This window comes from Pontibacter actiniarum, assembly GCF_003585765.1.
GTDB lineage: Bacteria > Bacteroidota > Bacteroidia > Cytophagales > Hymenobacteraceae > Pontibacter > Pontibacter actiniarum.
In genome coordinates, this window is the sequence record NZ_CP021235.1 from 2,477,998 (window position 1) to 2,499,636 (window position 21,639).

General features: G+C 54.4%; 17 protein-coding genes. 8 read left to right on the top strand and 9 right to left on the bottom strand.

The genetic code is table 11. The features are described from left to right. Nucleotides 1–9: 9 nt before the first annotated feature. Nucleotides 10–2,289, bottom strand: coding sequence for an aconitate hydratase (locus CA264_RS10780; RefSeq protein WP_025607047.1), 2,280 nt, complete (start codon nucleotides 2,287–2,289; stop codon nucleotides 10–12). 279 nt (nucleotides 2,290–2,568) lie between these two features. Between CA264_RS10780 and CA264_RS10785 the strand changes: the two genes are divergently transcribed. Continuing rightward, nucleotides 2,569–3,750, top strand: a complete 1,182-nt coding sequence (locus CA264_RS10785) for a peroxiredoxin family protein (RefSeq protein ID WP_051364456.1) — start codon at nucleotides 2,569–2,571, stop codon at nucleotides 3,748–3,750. A gap of 91 nt (nucleotides 3,751–3,841) precedes the next feature. Here the strand turns inward: CA264_RS10785 and CA264_RS10790 are convergent, their stop codons facing one another. The 4 genes from CA264_RS10790 to CA264_RS10805 form a co-directional block, all read right to left on the bottom strand. After that, nucleotides 3,842–4,633 carry a hypothetical protein gene (locus CA264_RS10790; protein WP_025607049.1) on the bottom strand — a complete coding sequence of 264 codons (792 nt, stop codon included), beginning with the start codon at nucleotides 4,631–4,633 and terminating at the stop codon, nucleotides 3,842–3,844. Between the two features lie 197 nt (nucleotides 4,634–4,830). Then, nucleotides 4,831–7,038: a PAS domain-containing sensor histidine kinase gene (locus CA264_RS10795; protein WP_084196205.1), complete on the bottom strand. Its 2,208-nt coding sequence runs from the start codon at nucleotides 7,036–7,038 to the stop codon at nucleotides 4,831–4,833. Nucleotides 7,039–7,287: 249 nt separating this feature from the next. After that, on the bottom strand, nucleotides 7,288–7,908 hold the full coding sequence (locus tag CA264_RS10800) for a class I SAM-dependent methyltransferase (RefSeq protein ID WP_025607053.1): 621 nt from the start codon (nucleotides 7,906–7,908) through the stop codon (nucleotides 7,288–7,290). A 191-nt stretch (nucleotides 7,909–8,099) separates the two neighbouring features. Next, nucleotides 8,100–9,077 carry a polyprenyl synthetase family protein gene (locus CA264_RS10805; RefSeq protein ID WP_025607055.1) on the bottom strand — a complete coding sequence of 326 codons (978 nt, stop codon included), beginning with the start codon at nucleotides 9,075–9,077 and terminating at the stop codon, nucleotides 8,100–8,102. Nucleotides 9,078–9,344: 267 nt separating this feature from the next. On the opposite strand from CA264_RS10805, the gene CA264_RS10810 reads away from it, so the two are divergent. From CA264_RS10810 to CA264_RS10820, 3 genes are all read left to right on the top strand, one after another. Next, complete coding sequence (locus CA264_RS10810; protein WP_025607056.1) at nucleotides 9,345–10,190, top strand: alpha/beta hydrolase family protein; 846 nt, start codon at nucleotides 9,345–9,347, stop codon at nucleotides 10,188–10,190. Beyond that, nucleotides 10,183–10,665: a 2-amino-4-hydroxy-6-hydroxymethyldihydropteridine diphosphokinase gene (folK, locus tag CA264_RS10815; protein WP_025607057.1), complete on the top strand. Its 483-nt coding sequence runs from the start codon at nucleotides 10,183–10,185 to the stop codon at nucleotides 10,663–10,665. Before CA264_RS10810 ends, folK begins: the two co-directional genes overlap by 8 nt. Nucleotides 10,666–10,735: 70 nt before the next feature. Then, nucleotides 10,736–11,281: a GNAT family N-acetyltransferase gene (locus CA264_RS10820; protein ID WP_025607058.1), complete on the top strand. Its 546-nt coding sequence runs from the start codon at nucleotides 10,736–10,738 to the stop codon at nucleotides 11,279–11,281. Nucleotides 11,282–11,347: 66 nt separating this feature from the next. Here the strand turns inward: CA264_RS10820 and fabD are convergent, their stop codons facing one another. The 3 genes from fabD to CA264_RS10835 all read right to left on the bottom strand — a co-directional run bounded on the left by fabD (nucleotide 11,348) and on the right by CA264_RS10835 (nucleotide 15,514). After that, nucleotides 11,348–12,223, bottom strand: a complete 876-nt coding sequence (gene fabD, locus CA264_RS10825) for an ACP S-malonyltransferase (RefSeq protein WP_025607060.1) — start codon at nucleotides 12,221–12,223, stop codon at nucleotides 11,348–11,350. A gap of 100 nt (nucleotides 12,224–12,323) precedes the next feature. Beyond that, nucleotides 12,324–12,749, bottom strand: coding sequence for a thiol-disulfide oxidoreductase DCC family protein (locus CA264_RS10830; RefSeq protein WP_025607062.1), 426 nt, complete (start codon nucleotides 12,747–12,749; stop codon nucleotides 12,324–12,326). Further along, complete coding sequence (locus CA264_RS10835) at nucleotides 12,749–15,514, bottom strand: T9SS type B sorting domain-containing protein (protein WP_237151105.1); 2,766 nt, start codon at nucleotides 15,512–15,514, stop codon at nucleotides 12,749–12,751. Before CA264_RS10835 ends, CA264_RS10830 begins: the two co-directional genes overlap by 1 nt. A 226-nt stretch (nucleotides 15,515–15,740) precedes the next feature. On the opposite strand from CA264_RS10835, the gene CA264_RS10840 reads away from it, so the two are divergent. The 4 genes from CA264_RS10840 to CA264_RS10855 all read left to right on the top strand — a co-directional run bounded on the left by CA264_RS10840 (nucleotide 15,741) and on the right by CA264_RS10855 (nucleotide 19,946). Next, nucleotides 15,741–16,415: a succinate dehydrogenase cytochrome b subunit gene (locus CA264_RS10840; protein WP_025607066.1), complete on the top strand. Its 675-nt coding sequence runs from the start codon at nucleotides 15,741–15,743 to the stop codon at nucleotides 16,413–16,415. Nucleotides 16,416–16,436: 21 nt separating this feature from the next. Further along, a complete protein-coding gene (locus CA264_RS10845; protein WP_025607068.1) occupies nucleotides 16,437–18,371 on the top strand; it encodes a fumarate reductase/succinate dehydrogenase flavoprotein subunit in 1,935 nt (644 codons plus the stop codon). A gap of 134 nt (nucleotides 18,372–18,505) precedes the next feature. After that, a complete protein-coding gene (locus tag CA264_RS10850) occupies nucleotides 18,506–19,261 on the top strand; it encodes a succinate dehydrogenase/fumarate reductase iron-sulfur subunit (RefSeq protein ID WP_025607070.1) in 756 nt (251 codons plus the stop codon). 160 nt (nucleotides 19,262–19,421) lie between these two features. Continuing rightward, nucleotides 19,422–19,946 carry an NADPH-dependent FMN reductase gene (locus CA264_RS10855; RefSeq protein ID WP_025607072.1) on the top strand — a complete coding sequence of 175 codons (525 nt, stop codon included), beginning with the start codon at nucleotides 19,422–19,424 and terminating at the stop codon, nucleotides 19,944–19,946. A gap of 97 nt (nucleotides 19,947–20,043) precedes the next feature. On the opposite strand, the gene ftsZ is transcribed toward CA264_RS10855, so the two are convergent. Further along, nucleotides 20,044–21,615 (bottom strand): cell division protein FtsZ, encoded by a 1,572-nt coding sequence (ftsZ, locus tag CA264_RS10860; RefSeq protein WP_025607074.1) that lies wholly within the window; start codon nucleotides 21,613–21,615, stop codon nucleotides 20,044–20,046. Nucleotides 21,616–21,639 lie beyond the last annotated feature (24 nt).

A 21,639-nucleotide genomic window follows, 5' to 3' on the forward strand; every position in this document is an offset into this window, starting at 1 on the left:
GTTCAGCAATTACGCACCTGCGTTTTGCTTCTGCTGCTGGCGGATCAGGTTAAGCGCTGATCCAGCTTTGAACCACGCAATCTGTCCCTCGTTGTAAGTATGGTTAACAAGGAAGCTGTCCTGGCTACCGTCTGAGTGGTGCAGCACCACTTTCAACGGCTTGCCTTCCTGGAAGTCTTCCAAGCCAAGGATGTCGATTGTATCGGTTTCCTCTACCAGGTCATAATCCGCTTTGTTCGCGAACGTAAGGCCCAGCATACCCTGCTTCTTCAGGTTGGTTTCGTGGATACGCGCGAAAGACTTCACGATAACGGCACGAACGCCCAGGTGACGCGGCTCCATGGCAGCGTGCTCACGCGAAGAACCTTCACCGTAGTTTTCGTCACCTACCACTACTGTACCGATACCGGCAGCTTTGTAAGTACGGGCAGTAGCCGGCACTGTATCGTAGCCACGGGTCATGTCGTTGTACACGTTGTTAGCCTCACCGTTGAAAGCATTGATGGCACCGATCAACATGTTGTTAGAGATGTTGTCCAGGTGGCCACGGTACTTCAACCACGGGCCTGCCATAGAGATATGGTCCGTAGTACACTTACCTTGTGCTTTAATCAGAAGCTTCAGGCCTTTCAGGTCTGTGCCTTCCCATGGCTTAAAGCCTTCCAGCAGTTGCAGACGGTCAGATGTAGGGGCTACCACAACCTCTACAGTGCTGCCATCTTCAGCTGGCGCCACGTAACCTGCGTCTTCTACTGCGAAACCTTGCGCTGGCATTTCCACACCTCTTGGCTCATCCAGCTTCACCTGCTGGCCGTCCCTGTTGGTCAGGGTGTCAGTAAGCGGGTTGAATGTAAGGTCGCCGGCAATAGCGAAAGCCGTTACGATTTCTGGCGAAGCCACGAACGCGTGTGTGTTCGGGTTACCGTCGTTACGCTTGGCAAAGTTACGGTTGAAAGACGTGATGATAGAGTTCTTGCGAGTCGGGTCGTCTGTATGACGCGCCCACTGGCCGATGCACGGACCGCAAGCGTTAGCCAACACAACACCACCCATACCTGCGAAAGTATCTAACAAGCCGTCGCGCGCGGTAGTATAGCGTACCAGTTCAGAGCCTGGTGTGATTGTGAATTCAGCCTGCGCCTCCAGGTTCTTCTCAACGGCTTGTGCCGCCACAGAAGCAGAGCGTGTAATATCTTCGTAAGAGGAGTTGGTGCAAGATCCGATCAGACCTACTTCCAGCTTAGCTGGCCAGCCGTGCTCTTTAACTACAGCAGCGAACTGAGAAATTGGCCAAGCCGCATCCGGCGTGAACGGGCCGTTTACGTGTGGCTCCAGTGTAGAAAGGTCGATCTCGATCAGTTGGTCGTAGTATGCAGCCGGGTCAGCGTATACTTCGTCATCAGCGCGAAGTACGTGTGCCACCTCGTCCGCAAGCTGTACGATTTCTTCACGCTTGGTACCGTTCAGGTAAACGCGCATTTTCTCGTCGTAAGCAAATACAGAGGTAGTTGCGCCGATCTCTGCACCCATGTTACAGATCGTACCTTTACCAGTACAAGAAAGGCTCTCAGCACCCTCACCGAAGTACTCCACGATAGCACCCGTACCACCTTTTACGGTCAGGATACCGGCCACTTTCAGGATAACGTCTTTTGGAGATGTCCAGCCGCTCATTTTGCCTGTCAGCTTCACGCCGATTACTTTCGGGAACTTCAGCTCCCAAGGCATGCCAGCCATCACGTCTACCGCGTCAGCACCACCAACACCGATCGCGACCATACCCAAACCACCTGCGTTAGGTGTGTGGGAGTCCGTACCGATCATCATACCGCCTGGGAACGCGTAGTTCTCCAGCACTACCTGGTGAATGATACCTGCACCTGGCTTCCAGAAGCCAAGGCCATACTTGTTAGATACAGAAGCCAGGAAGTCATAAACCTCTTTGTTCTCGTTGTATGCGTCCTGCAAGTCAGAATCAGCACCGGTACGAGCCTGAATCAAGTGATCGCAGTGTACAGTAGACGGCACTGCCGCTTGAGGCTTACCTGCCTGCATGAACTGAAGCAAAGCCATCTGCGCCGTCGCATCCTGCATCGCCACTCTGTCCGGAGCAAAATCTACGTAAGACTTTCCACGCTCAAAACCTTGCTTTGCTGCACCATCATACAAGTGTGCGTACAGGATCTTCTCTGTCAGGGTGAGCGGACGGCCTACTGCCTGGCGGGCAGCATTAACGCGCTCTTCCATGCCGGCATATACTGCCTTGATCATTTCTAAATCAAATGCCATAGTTTGCTATTGTTAGTGTTTTATACTCTATTTACTAAAGTCTACAAATGTACGAAAACTATATATCTTGAAAAACATTAGCATCTATGAATATAGGTTGCTACATTATTCAGCATGCATAATTTCTGGAATGCGGAATTCTAAGACATATCCTGTACTTTTGCAGCGTTTAAGTTTTTAAATGTTTACCGCATGAAACATCACTTTCTTAATACCCCGGCTAGCCTGATTTTGTTTTTCACTTTTGCGCTAACGCAGCTGGTAAGCTCTTGTACTTCTATGACATCGACAAAAAACACCATACAGCCCGGCACCTGGCGTGTAAGCCTGCAACATGCCGAAGGAAAGGAAATCCCTTTTATAATGGAGGCCGAGGAACAGAACGGCAAAACTGTCTTATACCTGGTAAACGGCGAGGAGCGCATCCTGGTGGATGATATTGAGCAGCAGGGCGACTCTGTAAAGATCGGGTTGCACATTTTTGATGCCGACCTGATTGCCAAAGTAGACGGCGGCAAGATGGCCGGTCGCTTTGTGAAAAACGACACCGCCACACCTTACGCCGTGCCTTTCACCGCTGAACACGGCCGTGAGAACCGCTTTGCGGCAAACCCTGCCCCAGCCGCCTATGATTTCGACGGCAAGTGGGAGGTGGTGTTCTCCGACAAGGAAGGCAACAACAGCTACAAGGCCGTGGGTGTGTTTGAGCAGCAGGAAAACCATGTTACCGGCACCTTCCTGACAGAAACCGGCGACTACCGTTACCTGGAAGGCCAGGTGGACGGCAGCGAGCTTAAGCTTTCTACATTCGACGGCAACCACGCCTACCTGTTCACCGCTACGCCAACCGGCGACAACACCCTCTCCGGTGGCTTTTACGCCGGCATGAACGGCTACGAGCAGTGGGCGGCCAAGCGAAACCCGCACGCCGAGCTGGCCAGCGCCGACTCGCTTACGTTCCTGAAGCCTGGCTTTGAAACGCTGTCTTTCACGTTCCCGAACCTTGAGGGCGAGCAGGTTTCTCTCTCAGATGACAAGTACAAAGGCAAGGTAGTGGTGGTGCAACTGCTGGGCTCCTGGTGCCCGAACTGCATGGACGAGACTAACTTCCTGGCCCCGTACTACGACAAGAACAAAGACCGCGGCCTGGAGATCATTGGCCTAGGCTTTGAGCGCAGCCCTGAATTTGACAAAGCCGCTGCGCGCCTGCAGAAGATGAAAGACCGCATGGACGTAAACTACGACCTGCTGGTGGCGGGCATCTCAGACAAGGAAGCTGCCGCCAAGGCCCTTCCCGCTCTGAACCATGTCCTTTCCTTCCCGACGACAATCTTTATCGGCCGCGATGGCAAGGTACGCAAGGTACATACCGGCTTTTCCGGCCCTGGCACCGGCAAGTACTACGAGGAGTTTGTAGCAGACTTCAACAAAATCATGGAAGAGCTGCTGGCGGAGAAATAGCTCTTCCCCTGCCCCGCAAAGTATAGAAAAGGCCGCTGCTCGGGTGTGAGCAGCGGCCTTTTCTATACTTTACCGAATGGTAACGCAGGTGTTATTTACCCAGTTGCAACCAGTAGGTAAGGTTCATGCTGAAACGCTGCTCATAAAACGTATAGCCTTTGTTTGCATCCGTAGTCGTATCGCTGTAGCTAAGGTAGTAGCCGCTTGCAACGTACCTCCTGTTCTCTACAGTTGCCTCACCGGCAAGGTCAGCGTAAAGTAGTGCCGGCGAGAACTCAGCTCCCAAAGAGAAGCCCTCGCCCAGGAAATAGTTGAAACCGGCTATCGCAGCAACACCCAGGGAGTGCCCTTTGGGTATAGTGTACTTGGAGCTTTCGTAGGACAGGGTATCACCCGCCGTAGGCGTTACGGAAAGCTGCGTTTGGTCAAACTTATACTTTCCATGGAAGTTGAAGGGTAGTTCAAAACCAACATAACACCTTAACCTCTCCGTGGGGCTAAACTCCCAGGCAATGCCCGGGGCTACCTGCCACTTCACCTGCCTCCCGTAAACAGTATTGCTTGCAAGGTACCCACCGGTTTCTAACGATGGCTGGTACTCCTTCACCCAAATCCCCGTTCTGGCTACCCTTACACGCAAGGCAGTCTCCTCCCGTACGCGATACTGCAGCACAGCGCCCAGCGAAAAGGACTTGTGCCTCAAGTTATGGTTATCTACAGACTCCGTGTCTATATCAAACCATCCCACACCAATATCATCGGGATTCGGGCTATTGAGCTGTAGGCTAACTCCCAGCCGCTTGGAAGGCGCAAAAGAAGCACTGTTCTGGCTAAAAACGACAAGCGGAAGGAACAGGCACAGCAGTAACAGCGATTTTTTCATAGCAACATACAGTAGAGGCTAACCGCTGCCGCACCCCACACCTCTTCCTTCTGCAGTTAGGCCTGTCTTAGATAAACGAAAGAACACCCTGCTATTTAAACGGCAAAATCATATATAGTTCCAAAAAATTACATATAAATTTCAATACACCCCCACTACCACAGAGCCAGCACAGCCTGTGCTCCTGCTGATGCGCACTAAGAGGTGCGCGGGAAGTACACCTGGAAAGTGGCTCCCTCCCCTACTTTGCTTTGCACTTCTATTCTGCCGCCAGCGTTCTCGATGATCTTCTTGACCATGTACAAGCCAACGCCGGAGCCCTCTACGTGGCTGTGCAACCGCTGAAACATCGCAAAAAGCTTTTTCTTCTGAGACATATCCATGCCCAGGCCGTTGTCAGACACAGACAGAACCTGGCACTGCTCCGTTTCGTGGCAGTCGATGGAGATGAGCGGCGCCCGGTCAGGCGAGCGGTACTTGATGGCGTTGGAGAGCAGGTTGTAGACAATGCTGCGCAGGTTTTTCCTTGAGAACAGAATCGTCGGGCAACTGCTCACATTTACCTTAATCTGCGCCTGCGCCGCTTTAATCGCCAATGCGAGGTCCTTCTGCACATCGGCCACAACTTCACGCAGGTCTACTCTTGCGGGCGCTGTGCTTTGTGTTTTCTCAAACTTAGAAACCTCTGTGAGGTGCTCCAGCGTACGCTTAAAGCGCTTTACGGAGTCCAGGATGAGATCCACCACATGCTGCACCGGCTCCAGTTGCAGGCTCTCCGGCGGCAGCTCCTCCAGCAGCGCATCCACCAGCCCCTCCACATTCAGGATCGGGGCCTTCAGGTCATGGGAGGCGGTGTATATAAAATTATCGAGGTCGGCGTTAATGCGCTTCAGTTGCTTGTTGGTGGCGCTAAGCTCGCTATTGGTAGACTGTATCTCGTTGTTCGCCGCCCGCAGCTCCTCGTTGGCCACGGCCAGCTCTGCTGCCAGCGCCTGCGCCTGCCGCTTGCCTTTCTCCACGGCTCTGCGGGCCTCTACCTGCTCGGTAATATCGGACACCAGCGTAAAGAAGCCCACCACTTCCCCATCCTGCACATCCGGCACAAAGGTGGCCTGGATACACTTCAAAAAGTCTTCGCGGAAAGGCATGGTGGCCTCAAAGTTCAGGCGCTCCCCGGCCAGGGCACGTTCAATGTATTTTTTCACGCCACTGTACGCCTTCTCCCCGACCACCTCGCGCACCGAGCGGCCCAACAGCTCCTCCGGCTCCTGATGAAACCAGGCTTTGTAGGCGTAATTGGTAAACCTGTACCTCTGATCTTTGTCCAGGTACCCGATCAGCACCGGCAAAGCGTCGGTAATAAGTTTTAGCTGGTGCGCACTGGTCTCCAGGGCCTGGCGCGACTTTACCTGCTCGGTTGCATCGGTTACAATCTGTATAACGGCTGTTACTTCCTGTCGCTCATTTTTGAGCGGCTGATACACGCCGTTGTAATACCTGAGCTCCAACTGCCCCTCCCTCAGAAGAGTGGCGGGCAGCTCTTTGGCTTCGAAAGGGACAGCGCTCGTGTACACATCCGAAAAGATGGCCTCAAAGCCCTGCCCCACCATCTCTGGCACCACATCGAAGATACTTTTGCCGAGTAACTCCCGGGCAGGCCGCCCCAGCAGTTCACACATCATGGGGTTAACCAGCTCCACGATCTGCCGCTCCCCGGTAAAGATGCCGATGGCAACGGGAGCCTGCATAAAGATGTGCTGCATCCGCTCCTTTTGCCATTCCGCCTTTTGCTGCGCCTCCTGCAGCTCCCGCGTGCGGGTCGCGACACGGGCGTCCAGCTCCTGGTTCAGAACCAGCACCTGCTGCCATGCCTGCTCTTTTTCAGCCACAGCTGCATTGGCCTGGGCCTCGCGCTCCTCACTTGCCGCCAGCTGCGCCTGGAACCGTACATTCTCCGTTACATTAACAACGGCGTGTATGATGCGGCTCACGCGGCCCTGGGCATCCAGCACCGGCGTATTGCGCGGAAGCCAGTAGCGCAGCACAAAGGCGTTAGGGTTTAAGGGGTCCGGCACATCGTACTGCTGCCGGGCCATTTCGTGCGGCTGGCCCGTTGCCAGCACCTGCTGCAGCGAAGCCCGCAGGTTTTCCACCGCATGGGCGTTAGGAGCATCCGGGTTATCGGGAAACACATCAAAAATATAGCGGCCGAGGAGTTGCTCCCGCTGTGTAAAGGTAGCCTGCAGATAGGTATCGCTAACCGCCTCAATGATCAGTTCGCGCGAAAGCAGCAGGTATGCCCCTGGCAAGGCATTAAAAATTGGAAGCTCTACCTGAAACAGGTTATCAGACTCCCCCACGCCATTGGGTTGCCAGGGATTGGGCTTAGTTGCAGAATCAGACATCAAAAGGTAATAAACAATTCACTGACTAAAGATAACCAGAATATTTCAATTCCGTCTCCGCACGAGGGCCTGTAGGCACGGCAACAAAGGCGTTGCTCTATGAGAAGACACAGTTTACTGCCTGTACCGCTACCGCTAGTCTTACGCTGAACGGCCTGTTCGCCAACACAGTTCCAGCAGTAGGCTGGTTCATCCATCTGCCGTCTCCAAGCAGTGGCGCGGGGCTTACAGCCAGGCCTTCCCGGCAGTTTACTGCTTCCGTAGCCGCACCAGCCGAAAGGCTCCACCCAGGGCGGCAGGCTCGTTTAGCTCCTGCTGCAACCGTGTATGGCTAATAATGTTTCCGATACGCCGGTTGATGTCAGAAAACAGGGTGCCCGCCAGATGGTTCAGCAAACGGCGCAAGACGGAAGGCTCCTGCCCATCGGCCAGAAACTTATCGAACACCATCACGGTGCCTCCCGGCTTCAGCACCCGTTCTACCTCTTTAATGCAGGCCACCGGGTCGGGGATTACGGCCAGTATCAGGTGCAGCACAACGGCGTCGAAAGAAGCATCGGCGAAGGCCAGCGCCTGGCCGTTCATCACCTGCGCCTGCACCGGTACGCGCAGCTCCTCCGCCCGCTGCTTCAGTTTGGAGATCATGCCCGGGGTGATGTCGATGGCGGTCAGTTTGGTGTGGCCCTGTAGGTAAGGCAAATCGAGGCCCGTGCCGGCGCCAAGTATAAGTATGGCATCGTCGGGTTTTGCGGCAAGCAGTTGCACGGAGCGCTGCCTATACTTCCGGAAAACACGGTCAGCAATAAAATCATAGATAGGCAGGTACAAAGTATACCGCAGGCGGTTCCAGCTGTTGGTGTTCAGGCTCATGGCAGAGTGGCTTTTTTGTGCAGGCTAAGTTAGCGCCTGCACCTGCACCCAGCCTTACAAAATTCCGGCAGAAGTTTACAAAAGTATACGATCGTAGCCTCTCAGGCGCAACAACACAAGGGGGTGATTTAAATCCAACGCAGGGGCTGTACCCGCGGGGAGGCCTTTGCCAATCAAAAGCAGGAGTATGCTTACTTCTCCCGCTCGATGGTGTAGGCGATAAGGTACTCCAGGGAGCGGCGCGAAGGCGAGTCCGGAAAGGTGTGCAGGATGGCCAGGGCCTCGGCGTGGTAGTGGTTCATCAGCTGAACGGTGTAATCGATACCCCCGGATTTTTTAACGAAGTCGATGACCTGCTGCACGCGCTTGTTATCGCCGTTATTGTTTTTCACGTTGTAGATCACCTTCCGCTTCGTTACCCAGTCGGCTTCGCGTAGCGCGTAGATAAGCGGCAGGGTCATCTTCTTCTCTTTGATGTCGATACCCACCGGCTTGCCGATCTCGGCGGTGCCGTAGTCAAACAGGTCGTCCTTTATCTGAAAGGCAATCCCTACTTTCTCCCCGAACAAGCGCGCTTTCTCAATGTCCTCTTTACTGGCACCGGCTGAGGCAGCGCCCACGGCGCAGCAGGAGGCAATAAGGGAGGCGGTTTTCTGGCGGATGATGTCGAAGTATACTTCCTCGGTAATATCAAGGCGGCGGGCCTTCTCGATCTGCAGCAGCTCTCCCTCGCTCATCTCCTTCACCGCGTTCGACACGATCTTAAGCAGCTCAAAGTCATCGTTCTGCAGCGAGAGCAGCAGGCCTTTGGAGAGCAGGTAGTCGCCTACCAGCACGGCAATCTTATTTTTCCAGAGGGCGTTAACGGAGAAAAAGCCACGGCGGTAATTGGCGTCGTCCACCACATCGTCGTGCACCAAGGTGGCTGTGTGCAGCAGCTCGATGAGCGCAGCGCCACGGTAGCTGGCCTCGCCTATACTTTCGCGGAAGAGCTTAGCCGTGAAAAACACGAACATAGGCCGCATCTGCTTTCCCTTGCGCTTGACGATGTAGCTCATAATCCGATCCAGAAGCAGTACACGGGTCTTCATGGAGGCCCGGAACTTCTTTTCGAACTGCTGCATCTCGGGCGCTATAGGCGCCTGTATTTCTTTTAGGCTTATGCTCATCTGTTAACTCCGCAATATTACTGCCTCTGCCAGTGCTTTCCAAACGACTGTTCGCAAAACAGCGTTTAATTGTTAAATTGCTGCTGCCTTACCTGTTAATTTATTGTAAGGTAGCCCGTGTGCCCTGCACCGCAAGCGCTTACAAGTCGCCCCGAAGCCCCATTGCGCCTGCGCCAGGTGTACCGGTAAAGGCGCTAGGCAGGTGCGGCAACGCTTTCGGCGGAACACGCATCCTCTCAACAGATTAACCACGTAACCTCAAACAAGATGAAAGTAGACTTTGTTGTATACCCTGACCACGGCCGCCCTTTTACCGCCGATGCCACCTACTGGCCCGACAGCCAGCCAAAGCCGGTCGTTATTTTCACCCACGGCTTTAAAGGGTTCAAAGACTGGGGGCACTTCAATCAGCTGGCCACCTATTTTGCTGAGCAGGGTTTTGTGTTCGTGAAGTTTAACTTTGCCTACAACGGCACCACCGTGGAAGACCACTCCGACATGCACGATATGGAGGCCTTCGGGCAGAACAACTTCAGCCTGGAGCTGGATGACATGCAGGCGCTAATTGAGCTGCTGCACAGCGGAAACGCCCCCATTCAGGCACAGGAGCTGGACCTGAGCCGCCTGTACCTGATCGGGCACAGCCGCGGCGGGGGCGCCGTTATCCTGAAGGCTGCCGAAGAGCCGCGCGTGAAGGCCGTGGCGACCTGGGCCGCCGTAAACAGGTATGATAACCGCTGGGATGACCTGCAAATGGAGCAGTGGAAGCAAAAGGGTGTGCAGTATGTGCTGAACGGGCGCACTGGTACACAGATGCCGCTGTACTACCAAATCGTGGAGGATTACCTCGAGAACAGGTCCCGGCTCGACATCCCAACCGTAGTGAAGCGCATGCAGCAGCCCCTGCTGCTGCTGCACGGCGAGCAGGACGAAACACTGCCAACCCAAATGGCCCACGACCTGCAAAGCTGGAAGCCGGACGCCGAGCTGCATTTGCTGCCGGAGACCAACCACTCCTTTGGCGGAAAACACCCTTACGAGGATGACGAATTACCGGAAGCAGCCCGCAAGGCGGCCGACCTCACCATTAGCTTCTTTCAGAAACATGCCTAACGTATACCTGCTGCTCGGTGGCAACCTCGGCGACCGCCAGCTGTACCTGCAGCAGGCCCGCGAAAGCATACAGGCCCAGGTGGGCCCGCTGCTGCGAAGCTCCAGGCTCTACGAAACGGCTGCCTGGGGCAAAACCGACCAGCCAAGCTTTCTGAACCAGGTGTTGGAGGTGCACACAGAGCACGCCCCGGAAGAGGTGCTGCAACGCATAAACGCCATTGAGCGCGAGCTGGGGCGGGTGCGGCTGGAGCACTGGGGCGCCCGCGTAATCGACATCGACATCCTTTTCTACGATGAGGCCGTGTTGCAGACGCAGCGCCTAACCATTCCGCACCCGCAGCTGCACCTGCGCAGGTTCACCCTCTTGCCACTGGCAGAGCTGGCCCCGGAGCTAAGGCACCCGGTGCTGGGGAAAAGCGTAGCCCAACTGCTGCAGGAGTGCCCCGATATGCTGGAAGTGCAAGTGCTTCCCTAAGGCTTTACAGACAAACCAGCTGCCGCCTTGCAACCAAACGTGACCCTGTACTATAACTTAAAACGCTCTCATGCCCCCTTACAAAACCTTCGAAACAGAGAGGTTGTACCTAAGACCCACCTCCTATGAAGACGCTGCATTCATTTTTGAGCTTATGAACACACCGCAATGGCTTCGGTACATAGGCGACAGAAACGTAACGTCTGTGGAGGCCGCGAAGGAGCATATTAAGCGAAACATGATACCTCAGTTAGAGAGACTGGGTTACTCCAACTATACCGTCATGACGAAGGCCGATGGCAGGAAGGTTGGGGCCTGCGGGCTGTATGACCGCAAAGGGTTGGAGGGCATTGACATTGGCTTTGCTTTCCTCCCGCAGTACGCCGGGCAAGGGTATGGGTTTGAGGCAGCGGACGAGCTGAAAAAGGCTGCTTTTGGCTGCTTTGGCCTGAAAGAGCTCAACGCCATCACCACCAAAGAAAACACGGCCTCACAAAAGCTACTTGAGAAGCTGGGTCTACGGTTCTCAAAACTGGTCCGCCTCGCCGACGACGCAGAAGAACTGCTGCTCTACCAGCTTAGCACCCGTGCCGACAAAGCAGAAACTCCAGTATAACGTATAAGCGCCCTCCCCGGCATCAGACCAGAGAGGGCGCTTATACGTTATACTTTCAGCGGGTGCTTACTCAGCTGAGCTTACCTCGGCCGTGCGTTCTATCTTCTTCACCAGGCCCTGCAGCACCTTGCCCGGGCCGCACTCTACAAAATGCGTAGCACCGTCGGCCACCATCTGCTGCACCGACTGCGTCCAGCGCACTGGCGCTGTGAGCTGGTGGATCAGGTTTTGCTTTATCTCAGCCGGGTCAGTGTGTGGCATGGCATCCACATTCTGGTAGATCGGGCAAATACCCTCCGAGAAAGTAGTTTCCTCGATGGCTTTGGCGAGCTCCACTTCGGCAGGCTTCATCAGCGGTGAGTGAAACGCGCCACCAACCGGCAGTGGCAGCGCACGCTTGGCACCGGCCTCTTTCAGTTTTTCGCAGGCAATTTCAATTCCTCTGTTTGAACCGGAAATAACCAACTGGCCAGGGCAGTTGTAGTTAGCCGCCACCACGGTGTCCTCAACGGAAGCACAAACCTCCTCTACCTTCTCATCTGGCAGGCCAAGTATGGCGGCCATGGTAGAAGGGTTTGCCTCGCACGCCATCTGCATAGCCATCGCGCGCTTGTAAACCAGGCGCAAGCCATCTTCAAAGCTTAGCACCTTGCTGGCCACCAGAGCGGAGAACTCTCCGAGGGAGTGCCCGGCCACCATGTCCGGGGCAAAGTCTTTGGCCACGGCCGCCTGCGCCACAGAGTGCAGGAAAATAGCCGGCTGGGTTACCCTTGTCTGCTTCAGCTCCTCATCGGTGCCGTTAAACATGATCTCTGTAATGTTGAAGCCCAGAATCTCGTTGGCCTTGTCGAACAGCTGCTTTGCCTCTTCGTGCTGCTCATACAGGTCTTTGCCCATCCCTACAAACTGAGAACCCTGTCCCGGGAAAACGTATGCCTTCATTCCTTATTCGTTTATCGTTTTTCGTTAATCGCTTTTTTGAGTACACAGCAGGTCTGCACCAGGCCTGAGCGCGGCCCGTGCATGTCGTGCTGCTATCCAGTTAGGCTACAAACTGCGCCCTCTGCTCAGGGCTCGGCAGCATGCAGCTCTCTGTGCGACCGGCAATTCTGTAGCGGTTTCTGGCTACCAGGCGGTACACAAAATCGCGGAAAGATAAAGGAATAATGCGTAAAACAGAAAGTATGGAGAGCGGAAAATTAAGATGGCGCGCAATGCGAAGGGCTGCCTCTGACGCTGTGTACAGCTTGCCGCTCTCGTAAAAAAGCAGGGCATCAGGTAAAGGAACAGGGATTTGCCCCTTGGGCACCAGGGCCTCCAGCACCCCCGATTGCAGGGCCGCAAAGTAAAGGCTTCGGCGCTTGTTATACTTTAGCACCACTTGCACACTGCCTTGGCAAAAGCCGCAGGTGCCATCGTAAAACACGATGGGCTTACCCTGCCACTGCTCTTGTTTTTGTGTCTCCATCAGCGTACGATTTCTACCCAGCCTTTATACTTGGCGCGGGCCTTAGAAGGGTCTAAGGTATAGAACTCGACTTCCGCCTCATAGTAATAGGTGCCATCGGTAAGGCGGTTGCCATCGCTATCAACGCCAGGCCAGTTAATGTACAGTTCTTCGCCCTCTGTTGCAGTACTGCTGCTGTACACCTGCACACCCCATCGGTTAAACACCTTAAACTTCATGCTCTTGATAAAGGCTTTCACCTTTGGCCGGAACACATCGTTCAGGTTGTCGCCGTTCGGGGTGATGATGTTCGGAAGTATAAAGGAGATACAGTTATCCTTACACTCCTCGTTACTGAACTCGCTTTCGCGGCCGAGCACATCCGTTGCGGTTACCACGTAGCAGCCGGCAAAAGACTGAAGGCCGCTGTGCGTGTACGTCGTCTCGGTAGTTGTGTCCAGCACCGTGTACTCTGCATCCAGCGTCGGCTTATAGTATACGGTGTAGTAGGCGATCTCGTCGGTGCAGTCCCCGCTGATGCTCGGCACCCAGTTCAGCACATTCTGGTAGGGTGGCTGCACCGGGTTCTGTGCAAACAGCTCACAGTCGAGCACATCCAGGCTAAGCTCCGGCGGGCACACCAGCTTGGGCAGCGTGGTACATACCTGCTGGCTGTTGTTGAGCAGCGGCTCCGGCAAGCCTTCAATCTGGTAAGTACCGGCTGTTGTCACATAGTAGCAGTACTCCTCTCCTCGCAGCAGTTCCTCGCCTCCAAACGTGCCGCTGTCAGTATATGAGCCGCCGGTAGCGGTAGCGCTAACGCTGTCGATCAAAACAAAGTCGTTGCCTTGCCTGCGGTAGATATAGTGCTGCAGCACGGCGTTGTTCCAGGACACTTCATACGTCCAGGTCAGGGCAATGTCCTTGTCAATATCCTCTGAGGCCACTACGTCTAAGTACACACTTGAAGCCTCGGTGCTGTCGCGCAGCACGGTTGGCTGCCCGCCGGGCGTTGGGGTCTGGTAAAACTCCAGGCGGTAGCGATAGGCATTTTCCACGGTGTTCAGGCCTCTGTCCACGAAGGCCGTGTCAGACATGTTCTGCGTGCGCTTCACCTCTACAAAGCCGCTTCCGGGCTCCATGCCCTCTTTGCGGAACAGGCGGTACTCCAGCGGAGGCGTCAGGTTGTCGACTTCCATCGGCTGTGACCACTTCACGGTTATCTGGCCGTTCGTCTCATCCGTCTCGTCAACCGTTACATTCGTTAGGTACGGGATATCCTGGTCAATCACCACACAAGCTTCGTTCGAGGCAAGGCTTTCGCCACGGCCAAGCGGCGGGTAGGTGGCGTAGATGATGTAGCAGTACTCTACCCCGGCTTCTAAACCGGCGCCCGCGTTATCATCAAAGAAGGTCACCTCCCCGGCATCCACCTCCCCTATCAGCACATAGCCCGTAGAGGCAGGAACGCCGGTCTGGCAATCGTCTGGCTCAAAGTTGCTTGGCCCCTCACGGCGGTAAATGCGTATCTTGTCAGCGTTCTGGCACGTGTACGGGTCCCAGGTCAGGGTTACGTTGCGGTCTGCGCTGGCAGCCCCCAGGTTCTGCGGCGGCGGCCCTACCACCCGGATGTTCCAGGGCTGCAGGTCGGCCAGCCGATCCTCGTTGTTCGGGCGGATGTCCTCTGCCCGGAACACCACCTGGTAAGGAGCTTCACGCACATCGTCACAGGTGGTGGACCACACGAGCTCACCGGTGGCGCTACCTGCTGTCTGCGTCAGCTGGCGGAAAGTGGCCGGCGGCACAATACCGCTACCCGCCACCGTCAGGTTAATCAGATCCCCGTCCGGGTCGGTGGCGCGCACAATACCACGCAGGGTGGTACCGGCTACCACGCAGGTATCCTTCGGCTCAAGTACAGGCGGGCGGTTATCGTTCTCCTCCACCCGTATCTGCATATCGCGTATGACCTGGCCAATCTTCACGGCCCCTCCGTTGGGGCCGCGCCGCCACTCTTCCACCACAAAGGCCACGTTGTACTCCCCTTTCACGCAGGGGGCGTCCCAGGTCATCTGCCCGGTATGTACATCAAGCCTGAAGAAGGCGGGGCCGCTGGCATCGGAAGTCTGGCATTGGAAGGTGTTAGCCGGCAGGCTGTAGCCCGGCACCACTGCAATCGTTCCGTTCGGCTGCTGGTACTGCGGGGCAATCAGTTTAAAGGCGAGGCTGTCTCCGTCGGCGTCGAAGGCGCCCGGGTTGTGCACGAACTTGCGCCCCACGGCTGCCTTGTCGATCGGCGCCACGGTAAGCACCGGCGTGCTGTTAAAGCCGCGCAGGGCGTTGATGTCTATCGTGGTAGAAATAAAGAAAGACCGCTGATCAGAAGGCGGCGCCATGTTCAGAATACCGTTGTTGCGGTTCTCCCCAATCCAGTACGTGGTGAAGTTGCCGTCGCTGGGGTACGTGTACTCCCACTCAAACACCTCCCTGTCGGTGTCGGCACTGACAGGCGTCACTGACTTACGGGGCACGATGATAGTAGACCCTGCGCCTGTATAGATCACTACTTCCGGGTCCTCAGCCGCTGAGAAGTGGTTGGTGTATATGACCATGGTGAAGAAAAAGCGGCGGGGGTTAGGGTTCGGCGTGGTGTCCCGCTTGGCTGTGATATCTCCTGCTCTAATGTGCGTAGCCTGTACTTCCGAGAAAGCACCCAACATCAACAAAAACAACACCCACAACAGACTACCACGCAGCAGATACTTTCGGCGTATAAGGTTTGGCATATATAGATTGGGTTAGGCAGTAAATATACGTATAAAATGAACTAGTATTTCTTGAATTTATTGTCAACAAAATGACAAACTGAGGGTTAGAAAGATACAGGTTCTACAACCTACGGATACCAATTTAGATTGATTCAAAATATGAAATCAAAATTGTTTTATATAAGGCCTGAATGTACCTTTGAGAATTAAAAACGCATAATTAATCAACCTTTAACTAATACAGATGAATTGGTTTACTAAAACGTTTTCCAGTACAATCGGACGCAAGATCATCATGTCGATCACGGGTCTTTTCCTGTGCTCTTTCCTGGTGATTCACTTAATCGGCAACTTTCAGCTGTTTAAAGACGATGGCGGTTTAGCTTTTAACGTCTACTCAGAGTTTATGGGGCACAACCCCATTATCCGCACGCTGGAAATTGTGTTACTGCTGGGCTTTGTATTTCATATTTACGATGCCTTCGTGCTCACCCGCCGCAACAAGTCTTCCCGCCCGATTGGCTACGTGAACAATCACCCGGAGCAAAACAGCACCTGGTCCTCCCGCAACATGGGCCTCCTGGGTACTGTTATCCTTGTTTTCCTGATCATTCACCTTTACAACTTCTTCTGGCGTGCCCGCTTCGGTGAGATTCCGGAAGATGCAGCCGGTGTAGAAAACCTTTACTTTGTAGTAGTTGAGTCATTTCAGCAGTGGTGGTACGTGGCACTCTACGTGCTGTCCATGATCGCCCTGGCGTTCCACCTGATCCACGGCTTCCAGAGCGCCTTCCAGACACTGGGCCTTACACACAAAAAGTACACGCCATTCATTCAGGCCTTCGGCTACGCCTTCTCTGTGCTTGTTTGCCTCGGCTTTGCCATCATGCCGCTGTACTTTTTCTTTTTCTTTGAATAACATAAACTTTCAGTAGTTGCTATGATATTAGATTCAAAAATCCCGGAAGGCCCTTTAGCCGAAAAGTGGGACAAGCATAAATTTGATGTGAAGCTGGTGAACCCGGCTAACAAGCGTAAATACGATATTATTGTTGTTGGTACTGGTCTGGCAGGTGCTTCTGCCGCTGCTACTTTCGGGGAGCTGGGCTATAATGTAAAGGCTTTCTGCTTCCAGGACTCCCCTCGCCGCGCGCACTCTATTGCAGCGCAGGGTGGTATCAACGCCGCTAAAAACTACCAGAACGACGGTGACTCCGTTTTCCGCCTGTTCTACGACACCATTAAAGGAGGTGACTACCGTGCCCGTGAGGCAAACGTTTACCGCCTGGCGCAGGTGTCTGTTAACATCATCGACCAGTGCGTGGCACAGGGTGTTCCTTTCGCCCGTGAGTACGGTGGCCTGCTGGCTAACCGCTCTTTCGGTGGTGCGCAGGTATCCCGTACCTTCTACGCCCGTGGCCAGACAGGCCAGCAGCTGTTGCTGGGTGCCTACTCTGCCCTGAACCGCCAGATCGCCTACGGCAAAGTGAAAATGTACCCACGTACCGAAATGCTTGACCTGGTGATTGTAAACGGACAGGCACGTGGTATTGTGGTGCGTAACCTGATCACCGGCCAGATTGAGTCGCACAGCGCACACGCGGTAGTGCTGGCAACCGGTGGCTACGGTAACGTGTTCTTCCTCTCTACAAACGCAATGGGCTCTAACGCCACAGCCGCCTGGAGAGCACACAAAAAAGGCGCTTTCTTTGCCAACCCATGCTTCACGCAGATTCACCCTACCTGTATCCCGGTATCGGGCGAGTACCAGTCTAAGCTAACGCTGATGTCTGAGTCACTCCGTAACGACGGCCGCGTATGGGTGCCTAAGACAAAAGAAATTGCCGAGAAGCTGAGAAGAGGCGATATCAAAGTAAGCGATATTGCTGAGGCAGACCGCGACTACTACCTGGAGCGCAAGTACCCTGCCTTCGGTAACCTGGTGCCGCGCGACGTGGCTTCGCGCAACGCCAAGCTGGTTTGCGACGAAGGACGTGGCGTAGGCTCTACCGGCCTTGCCGTTTACCTCGACTTTGCAGACGCCATCAAGCGCGACGGACAGGCAGCGATCGCAGCCAAGTACGGTAACCTCTTCGAGATGTATGCGAAGATCACCGACGAGAACCCGTACGAAAGACCGATGCGCATCTATCCTGCCGTGCACTATACCATGGGCGGCCTTTGGGTTGACTATAACCTGATGACCAACATCCCGGGTCTATACGCTGCAGGAGAGGCAAACTTCTCCGACCACGGTGCGAACCGACTGGGTGCTTCAGCCCTGATGCAGGGTCTGGCCGACGGTTATTTCGTACTGCCTTACACCATCGGTGATTACCTGGCGCGCCTGCCGTACGACAAAGTACCAGTAGACCACCCAGCGTTCAAGGAAGCGGAGCAAGCTGTTATCTCTAAAAATAACGAGCTGCTTTCTATCAAAGGAACCCGTACCGTAGACGACTTCCACAAGGCGCTTGGCCAGATTATGTGGAACTACTGCGGCATGGCCCGTAACGCAGAAGGCCTGAAGTTCGCCAAGCAGGAGATTCGCAAGCTGCGCGACGAGTTCTGGCGCGATGTGAAGGTGACAGGTGTAAACGAGGAGCTGAACCAGACGCTGGAGAAAGCCAACCGCGTAGCCGACTTCCTGGAACTGGGCGAGCTGATGGTAGACGATGCGCTGAACAGAAACGAGTCTTGCGGCGGTCACTTCCGGGAGGAGTACCAGACACCGGAAAACGAGGCCCTGCGCGACGACGAGAACTATACTTATGTGGCTGCCTGGGAGTTTACAGGTGTGGGCAACGAGCCAAAGCTGCACAAGGAGGAACTCAAGTTCGAGAACGTGAAGCTGACGCAGCGTAGCTATAAATAAAAAATTAGAAATTAGAAATTATGAGTTAGAGATGAATGTTGAGTATAAAGTGCTCCTTTGACTAATTCGTAATTCAGAATTCATAATTCATAATTTGAGATAAGATGGCTGGAAGTAATCCAAATGCTAAACCGATGGACCTTACGCTAAAGGTTTGGCGCCAAAAAGATAAAAACTCACCAGGTCAAATGGTGACTTACCCTGTAAAGGGAATCTCTCCGGATATGTCTTTTCTGGAGATGCTGGACGTACTGAACGAAGACCTGCTGGTAAGAGGGGAAGAGCCAATTGCTTTTGACCACGACTGCCGCGAAGGTATCTGCGGTATGTGCAGCCTGTTTATCAACGGCCGCGCCCACGGGCCGGAAAGCGGCACCACCACGTGCCAGCTGCACATGCGCCACTTCTCCGACGGGGAGACCATCACCATTGAGCCGTGGAGAGCAGCAGCCTTCCCGGTACACAAGGACCTGGTCGTGGACCGCTCCGCATTTGACCGTATTCAGCAGGCGGGTGGTTACATCTCCGTAAATACAGGCGGTGTGCCAGACGCAAACGAGATTCCGATTCCTAAAACAATCGCAGACAAAGCCTTTGACGCGGCAACCTGTATCCAGTGCGGCGCCTGTGTGGCCGCATGTAAGAATGCCTCTGCTATGCTGTTCGTTTCTGCCAAGGTGTCTCAGCTGGCACTGCTTCCTCAGGGCCAGGCCGAGCGCAAGAGCCGTGTAGAGAACATGGTGGCGCAGATGGACATCGAAGGCTTCGGCTCGTGCACGAACATCGGCTCGTGCGCCGCAGAGTGCCCGGTAGGTATTTCGCTGGAGAACATCGCCATGCTGAGAAGAGAGTTCATCTCAGCGAAAGCGACATCAGAGAACTTGGTGTAAGTTCAGCGGACTTCATCATCAGAAAGGCGAGGCAGCGACAGCTCCTCGCCTTTTTTGTTTTACGAAAATTACTGCTTATACTTGGAGGATAAGCCATACTTTACCTCCCCAGATAACATCTTTGCAAGTATAGCTGTTAAGGGAGCAAACCTATTTATATATGATCACACTTGTATCAGGCACCAACAGGCCTGTTTCCAACACTAAAGCCATCATAGATTTATATGCCTCCATGCTGCAGGAGCATAACGAGGAGTATCAGATATTAGACCTGGCAGAGCTTCCGGCAGACTTCACCGTCTCCGCCCTCTACGACAACACGGGCAAGAATGAAAAATTCAACCAGCTCAGCCAGATGATCACCACGTCGGATAAATTCGTTTTCGTGGTACCGGAGTATAACTCCTCCTTTCCGGGTGTACTGAAGGCTTTCATCGACGGGCTCTCCTACCCCTATACTTTCAAGGATAAGAAAGGCGCGCTCATTGGCCTGTCATCGGGCATGCAGGGAAGCGGCCTGGCGCTGAGCCACCTGTCGGATGTGCTCAACTACCTGGGCATGCACGTGATGGCCATGCGCCTGAAGCTGGCCCACATCGAAAAGAACTTCGACGGAAAGCAGATAACCAACAAGCTTTACAAGGAGCTGCTGGAGCAGCACGTAGAGCAGTTCATCAGGTTTTAAGACTCCACTGGCCCAGTAAGCCGTGAAGCAAGTATAAAAAAGAAGCGGCTGCAGTGAATACTGCAGCCGCTTCTTTTTTATAGGCAGGTACAAATGCTTAGTCCACGTTATCGTGCAGGAAGCGGTTATCGCCCAGGATCTCGTTGTCGTCGTTCAGGTTGAAGCGGGAGATGTTACGCTCAGAGGAGTGCGCGACTCTGTCCAGCGCCACATTGCGGCGCAGGTAGGCCGGTACATCCAGCTTCTCCTTAATGGCCTCAGATGTGATCTCAGAGCTTAGCATACGCAGGCGCTCACGGCGCTCCTCGGCACGGCGCTGCATCAGCTCACGCTCCTCTGCCTGACGGCGGGCAGCTTCCTGCTCACGGTCTACACGGGCAGACTCCTCGCGCTGCGCATTGTGAAAGCTGTCGTTCTGCGAGCTGCCGTCCAGTTCAAACACAATACGCTGCGTTTGCGGCTGTGGTGCCTGCTGTGGCTGCTCAGCCGGGCGGCGTGTGGCGTTGTCGTAGTTATTCGGCTGCTGCGGTTGCTGCGGCTGCACAGGCGGCTGTGGCGTGGCAACCGGAGCTGGTGCTACCTGCTTCGGTACAAACGTTGCCACTTCCTGCTCTGGCTTGGCAGGCTCTGCTACTTCAATTTTTTTTTGGCTCTCCAGGTCAAACACCGTCTTTTTTGGCTCAATGATGCTTTCCGCATCGCTGGCAAAACCAGTGGCGATTACCGTCACACGGATGCTCTGCCCCAGGCTGGAGTCGATTCCGTGGCCGAAGATAACTTCCGCTTCCTGGCCGGCCTTGTCCTGGATATACTCGGTGATTTCCGTTAACTCATCCATCTCAAGCTCAGCCTGCTCGCCGGACATAATAGAAAGCAGGATTCTCTGAGCCCCGTGAATGTCAGTGTTGTTCAGCAATGGAGAAGAAAGCGCCTCTTCGGCGGCACGCAGGGCACGGCCCTCGCCCTCTGTTGTCGCAGAACCCATCACTGCAGCACCAGAGTCTTTCATCACTGTTTTAACGTCTTCAAAGTCAACGTTTACTTCTGCTGTCACCGTAATGATTTCGGCAATAGACTTGGCAGCAGTTGTCAGCACGTTATCCGCCTTTGCAAAAGCCTCACGGATGGTCAGGTTGCCGAACATCTCGCGCAGCTTGTCGTTCAGGATTACCAGGATCGTATCGCAGTTCTCACCGAGCTCCTTGACACCGTTTTCTGCGGCAGTCTTTTTCTTTCTGCCCTCGAACGCGAACGGGGCAGTGACGATACCCACTGTCAGGATACCCAGCTCCTTCGCCACTTTGGCAATAACAGGAGCAGCACCGGTACCAGTACCACCACCCATACCCGCAGTGATAAACACCATCTTGGTATCATTGCTCAGCATTTCACGGATCTCTTCCTTACTCTCAAGTGCAGCCTGCTTTCCTTTTTCAGGGTTTGCACCTGCGCCAAGTCCTTCTGTCAGGTTTTCGCCAATCTGCAACTTGTTAGGCACAGCGGCACTCTGCAGCGCCTGTGCGTCTGTGTTACAGATGATGAACTCTACGTCCTTAATTCCTTGGTTATACATGTGGTTAACGGCATTGCTGCCACCACCTCCCACGCCGATCACCTTTATGATAGACTTACCGTTGGCTGGCAAGTCAAATGTGTATGCTGATGTCATGCTTATTTCTCCTGCTCTAATGGG

Excerpts from the sequence above, each read along its gene's own strand:
- CA264_RS10780 (WP_025607047.1), bottom strand. The coding sequence starts at position 2,289 with ATGGCATTTGATTTAGAAATGATCAAGGCAGTATATGCCGGCATGGAA.
- CA264_RS10785 (WP_051364456.1), top strand. The coding sequence starts at position 2,569 with ATGACATCGACAAAAAACACCATACAGCCCGGCACCTGGCGTGTAAGC.
- CA264_RS10790 (WP_025607049.1), bottom strand. The coding sequence starts at position 4,633 with ATGAAAAAATCGCTGTTACTGCTGTGCCTGTTCCTTCCGCTTGTCGTT.
- CA264_RS10795 (WP_084196205.1), bottom strand. The coding sequence starts at position 7,038 with ATGTCTGATTCTGCAACTAAGCCCAATCCCTGGCAACCCAATGGCGTG.
- CA264_RS10800 (WP_025607053.1), bottom strand. The coding sequence starts at position 7,908 with ATGAGCCTGAACACCAACAGCTGGAACCGCCTGCGGTATACTTTGTAC.
- CA264_RS10805 (WP_025607055.1), bottom strand. The coding sequence starts at position 9,077 with ATGAGCATAAGCCTAAAAGAAATACAGGCGCCTATAGCGCCCGAGATG.
- CA264_RS10810 (WP_025607056.1), top strand. The coding sequence starts at position 9,345 with ATGAAAGTAGACTTTGTTGTATACCCTGACCACGGCCGCCCTTTTACC.
- folK (WP_025607057.1), top strand. The coding sequence starts at position 10,183 with ATGCCTAACGTATACCTGCTGCTCGGTGGCAACCTCGGCGACCGCCAG.
- CA264_RS10820 (WP_025607058.1), top strand. The coding sequence starts at position 10,736 with ATGCCCCCTTACAAAACCTTCGAAACAGAGAGGTTGTACCTAAGACCC.
- fabD (WP_025607060.1), bottom strand. The coding sequence starts at position 12,223 with ATGAAGGCATACGTTTTCCCGGGACAGGGTTCTCAGTTTGTAGGGATG.
- CA264_RS10830 (WP_025607062.1), bottom strand. The coding sequence starts at position 12,749 with ATGGAGACACAAAAACAAGAGCAGTGGCAGGGTAAGCCCATCGTGTTT.
- CA264_RS10835 (WP_237151105.1), bottom strand. The coding sequence starts at position 15,514 with ATGCCAAACCTTATACGCCGAAAGTATCTGCTGCGTGGTAGTCTGTTG.
- CA264_RS10840 (WP_025607066.1), top strand. The coding sequence starts at position 15,741 with ATGAATTGGTTTACTAAAACGTTTTCCAGTACAATCGGACGCAAGATC.
- CA264_RS10845 (WP_025607068.1), top strand. The coding sequence starts at position 16,437 with ATGATATTAGATTCAAAAATCCCGGAAGGCCCTTTAGCCGAAAAGTGG.
- CA264_RS10850 (WP_025607070.1), top strand. The coding sequence starts at position 18,506 with ATGGACCTTACGCTAAAGGTTTGGCGCCAAAAAGATAAAAACTCACCA.
- CA264_RS10855 (WP_025607072.1), top strand. The coding sequence starts at position 19,422 with ATGATCACACTTGTATCAGGCACCAACAGGCCTGTTTCCAACACTAAA.
- ftsZ (WP_025607074.1), bottom strand. The coding sequence starts at position 21,615 with ATGACATCAGCATACACATTTGACTTGCCAGCCAACGGTAAGTCTATC.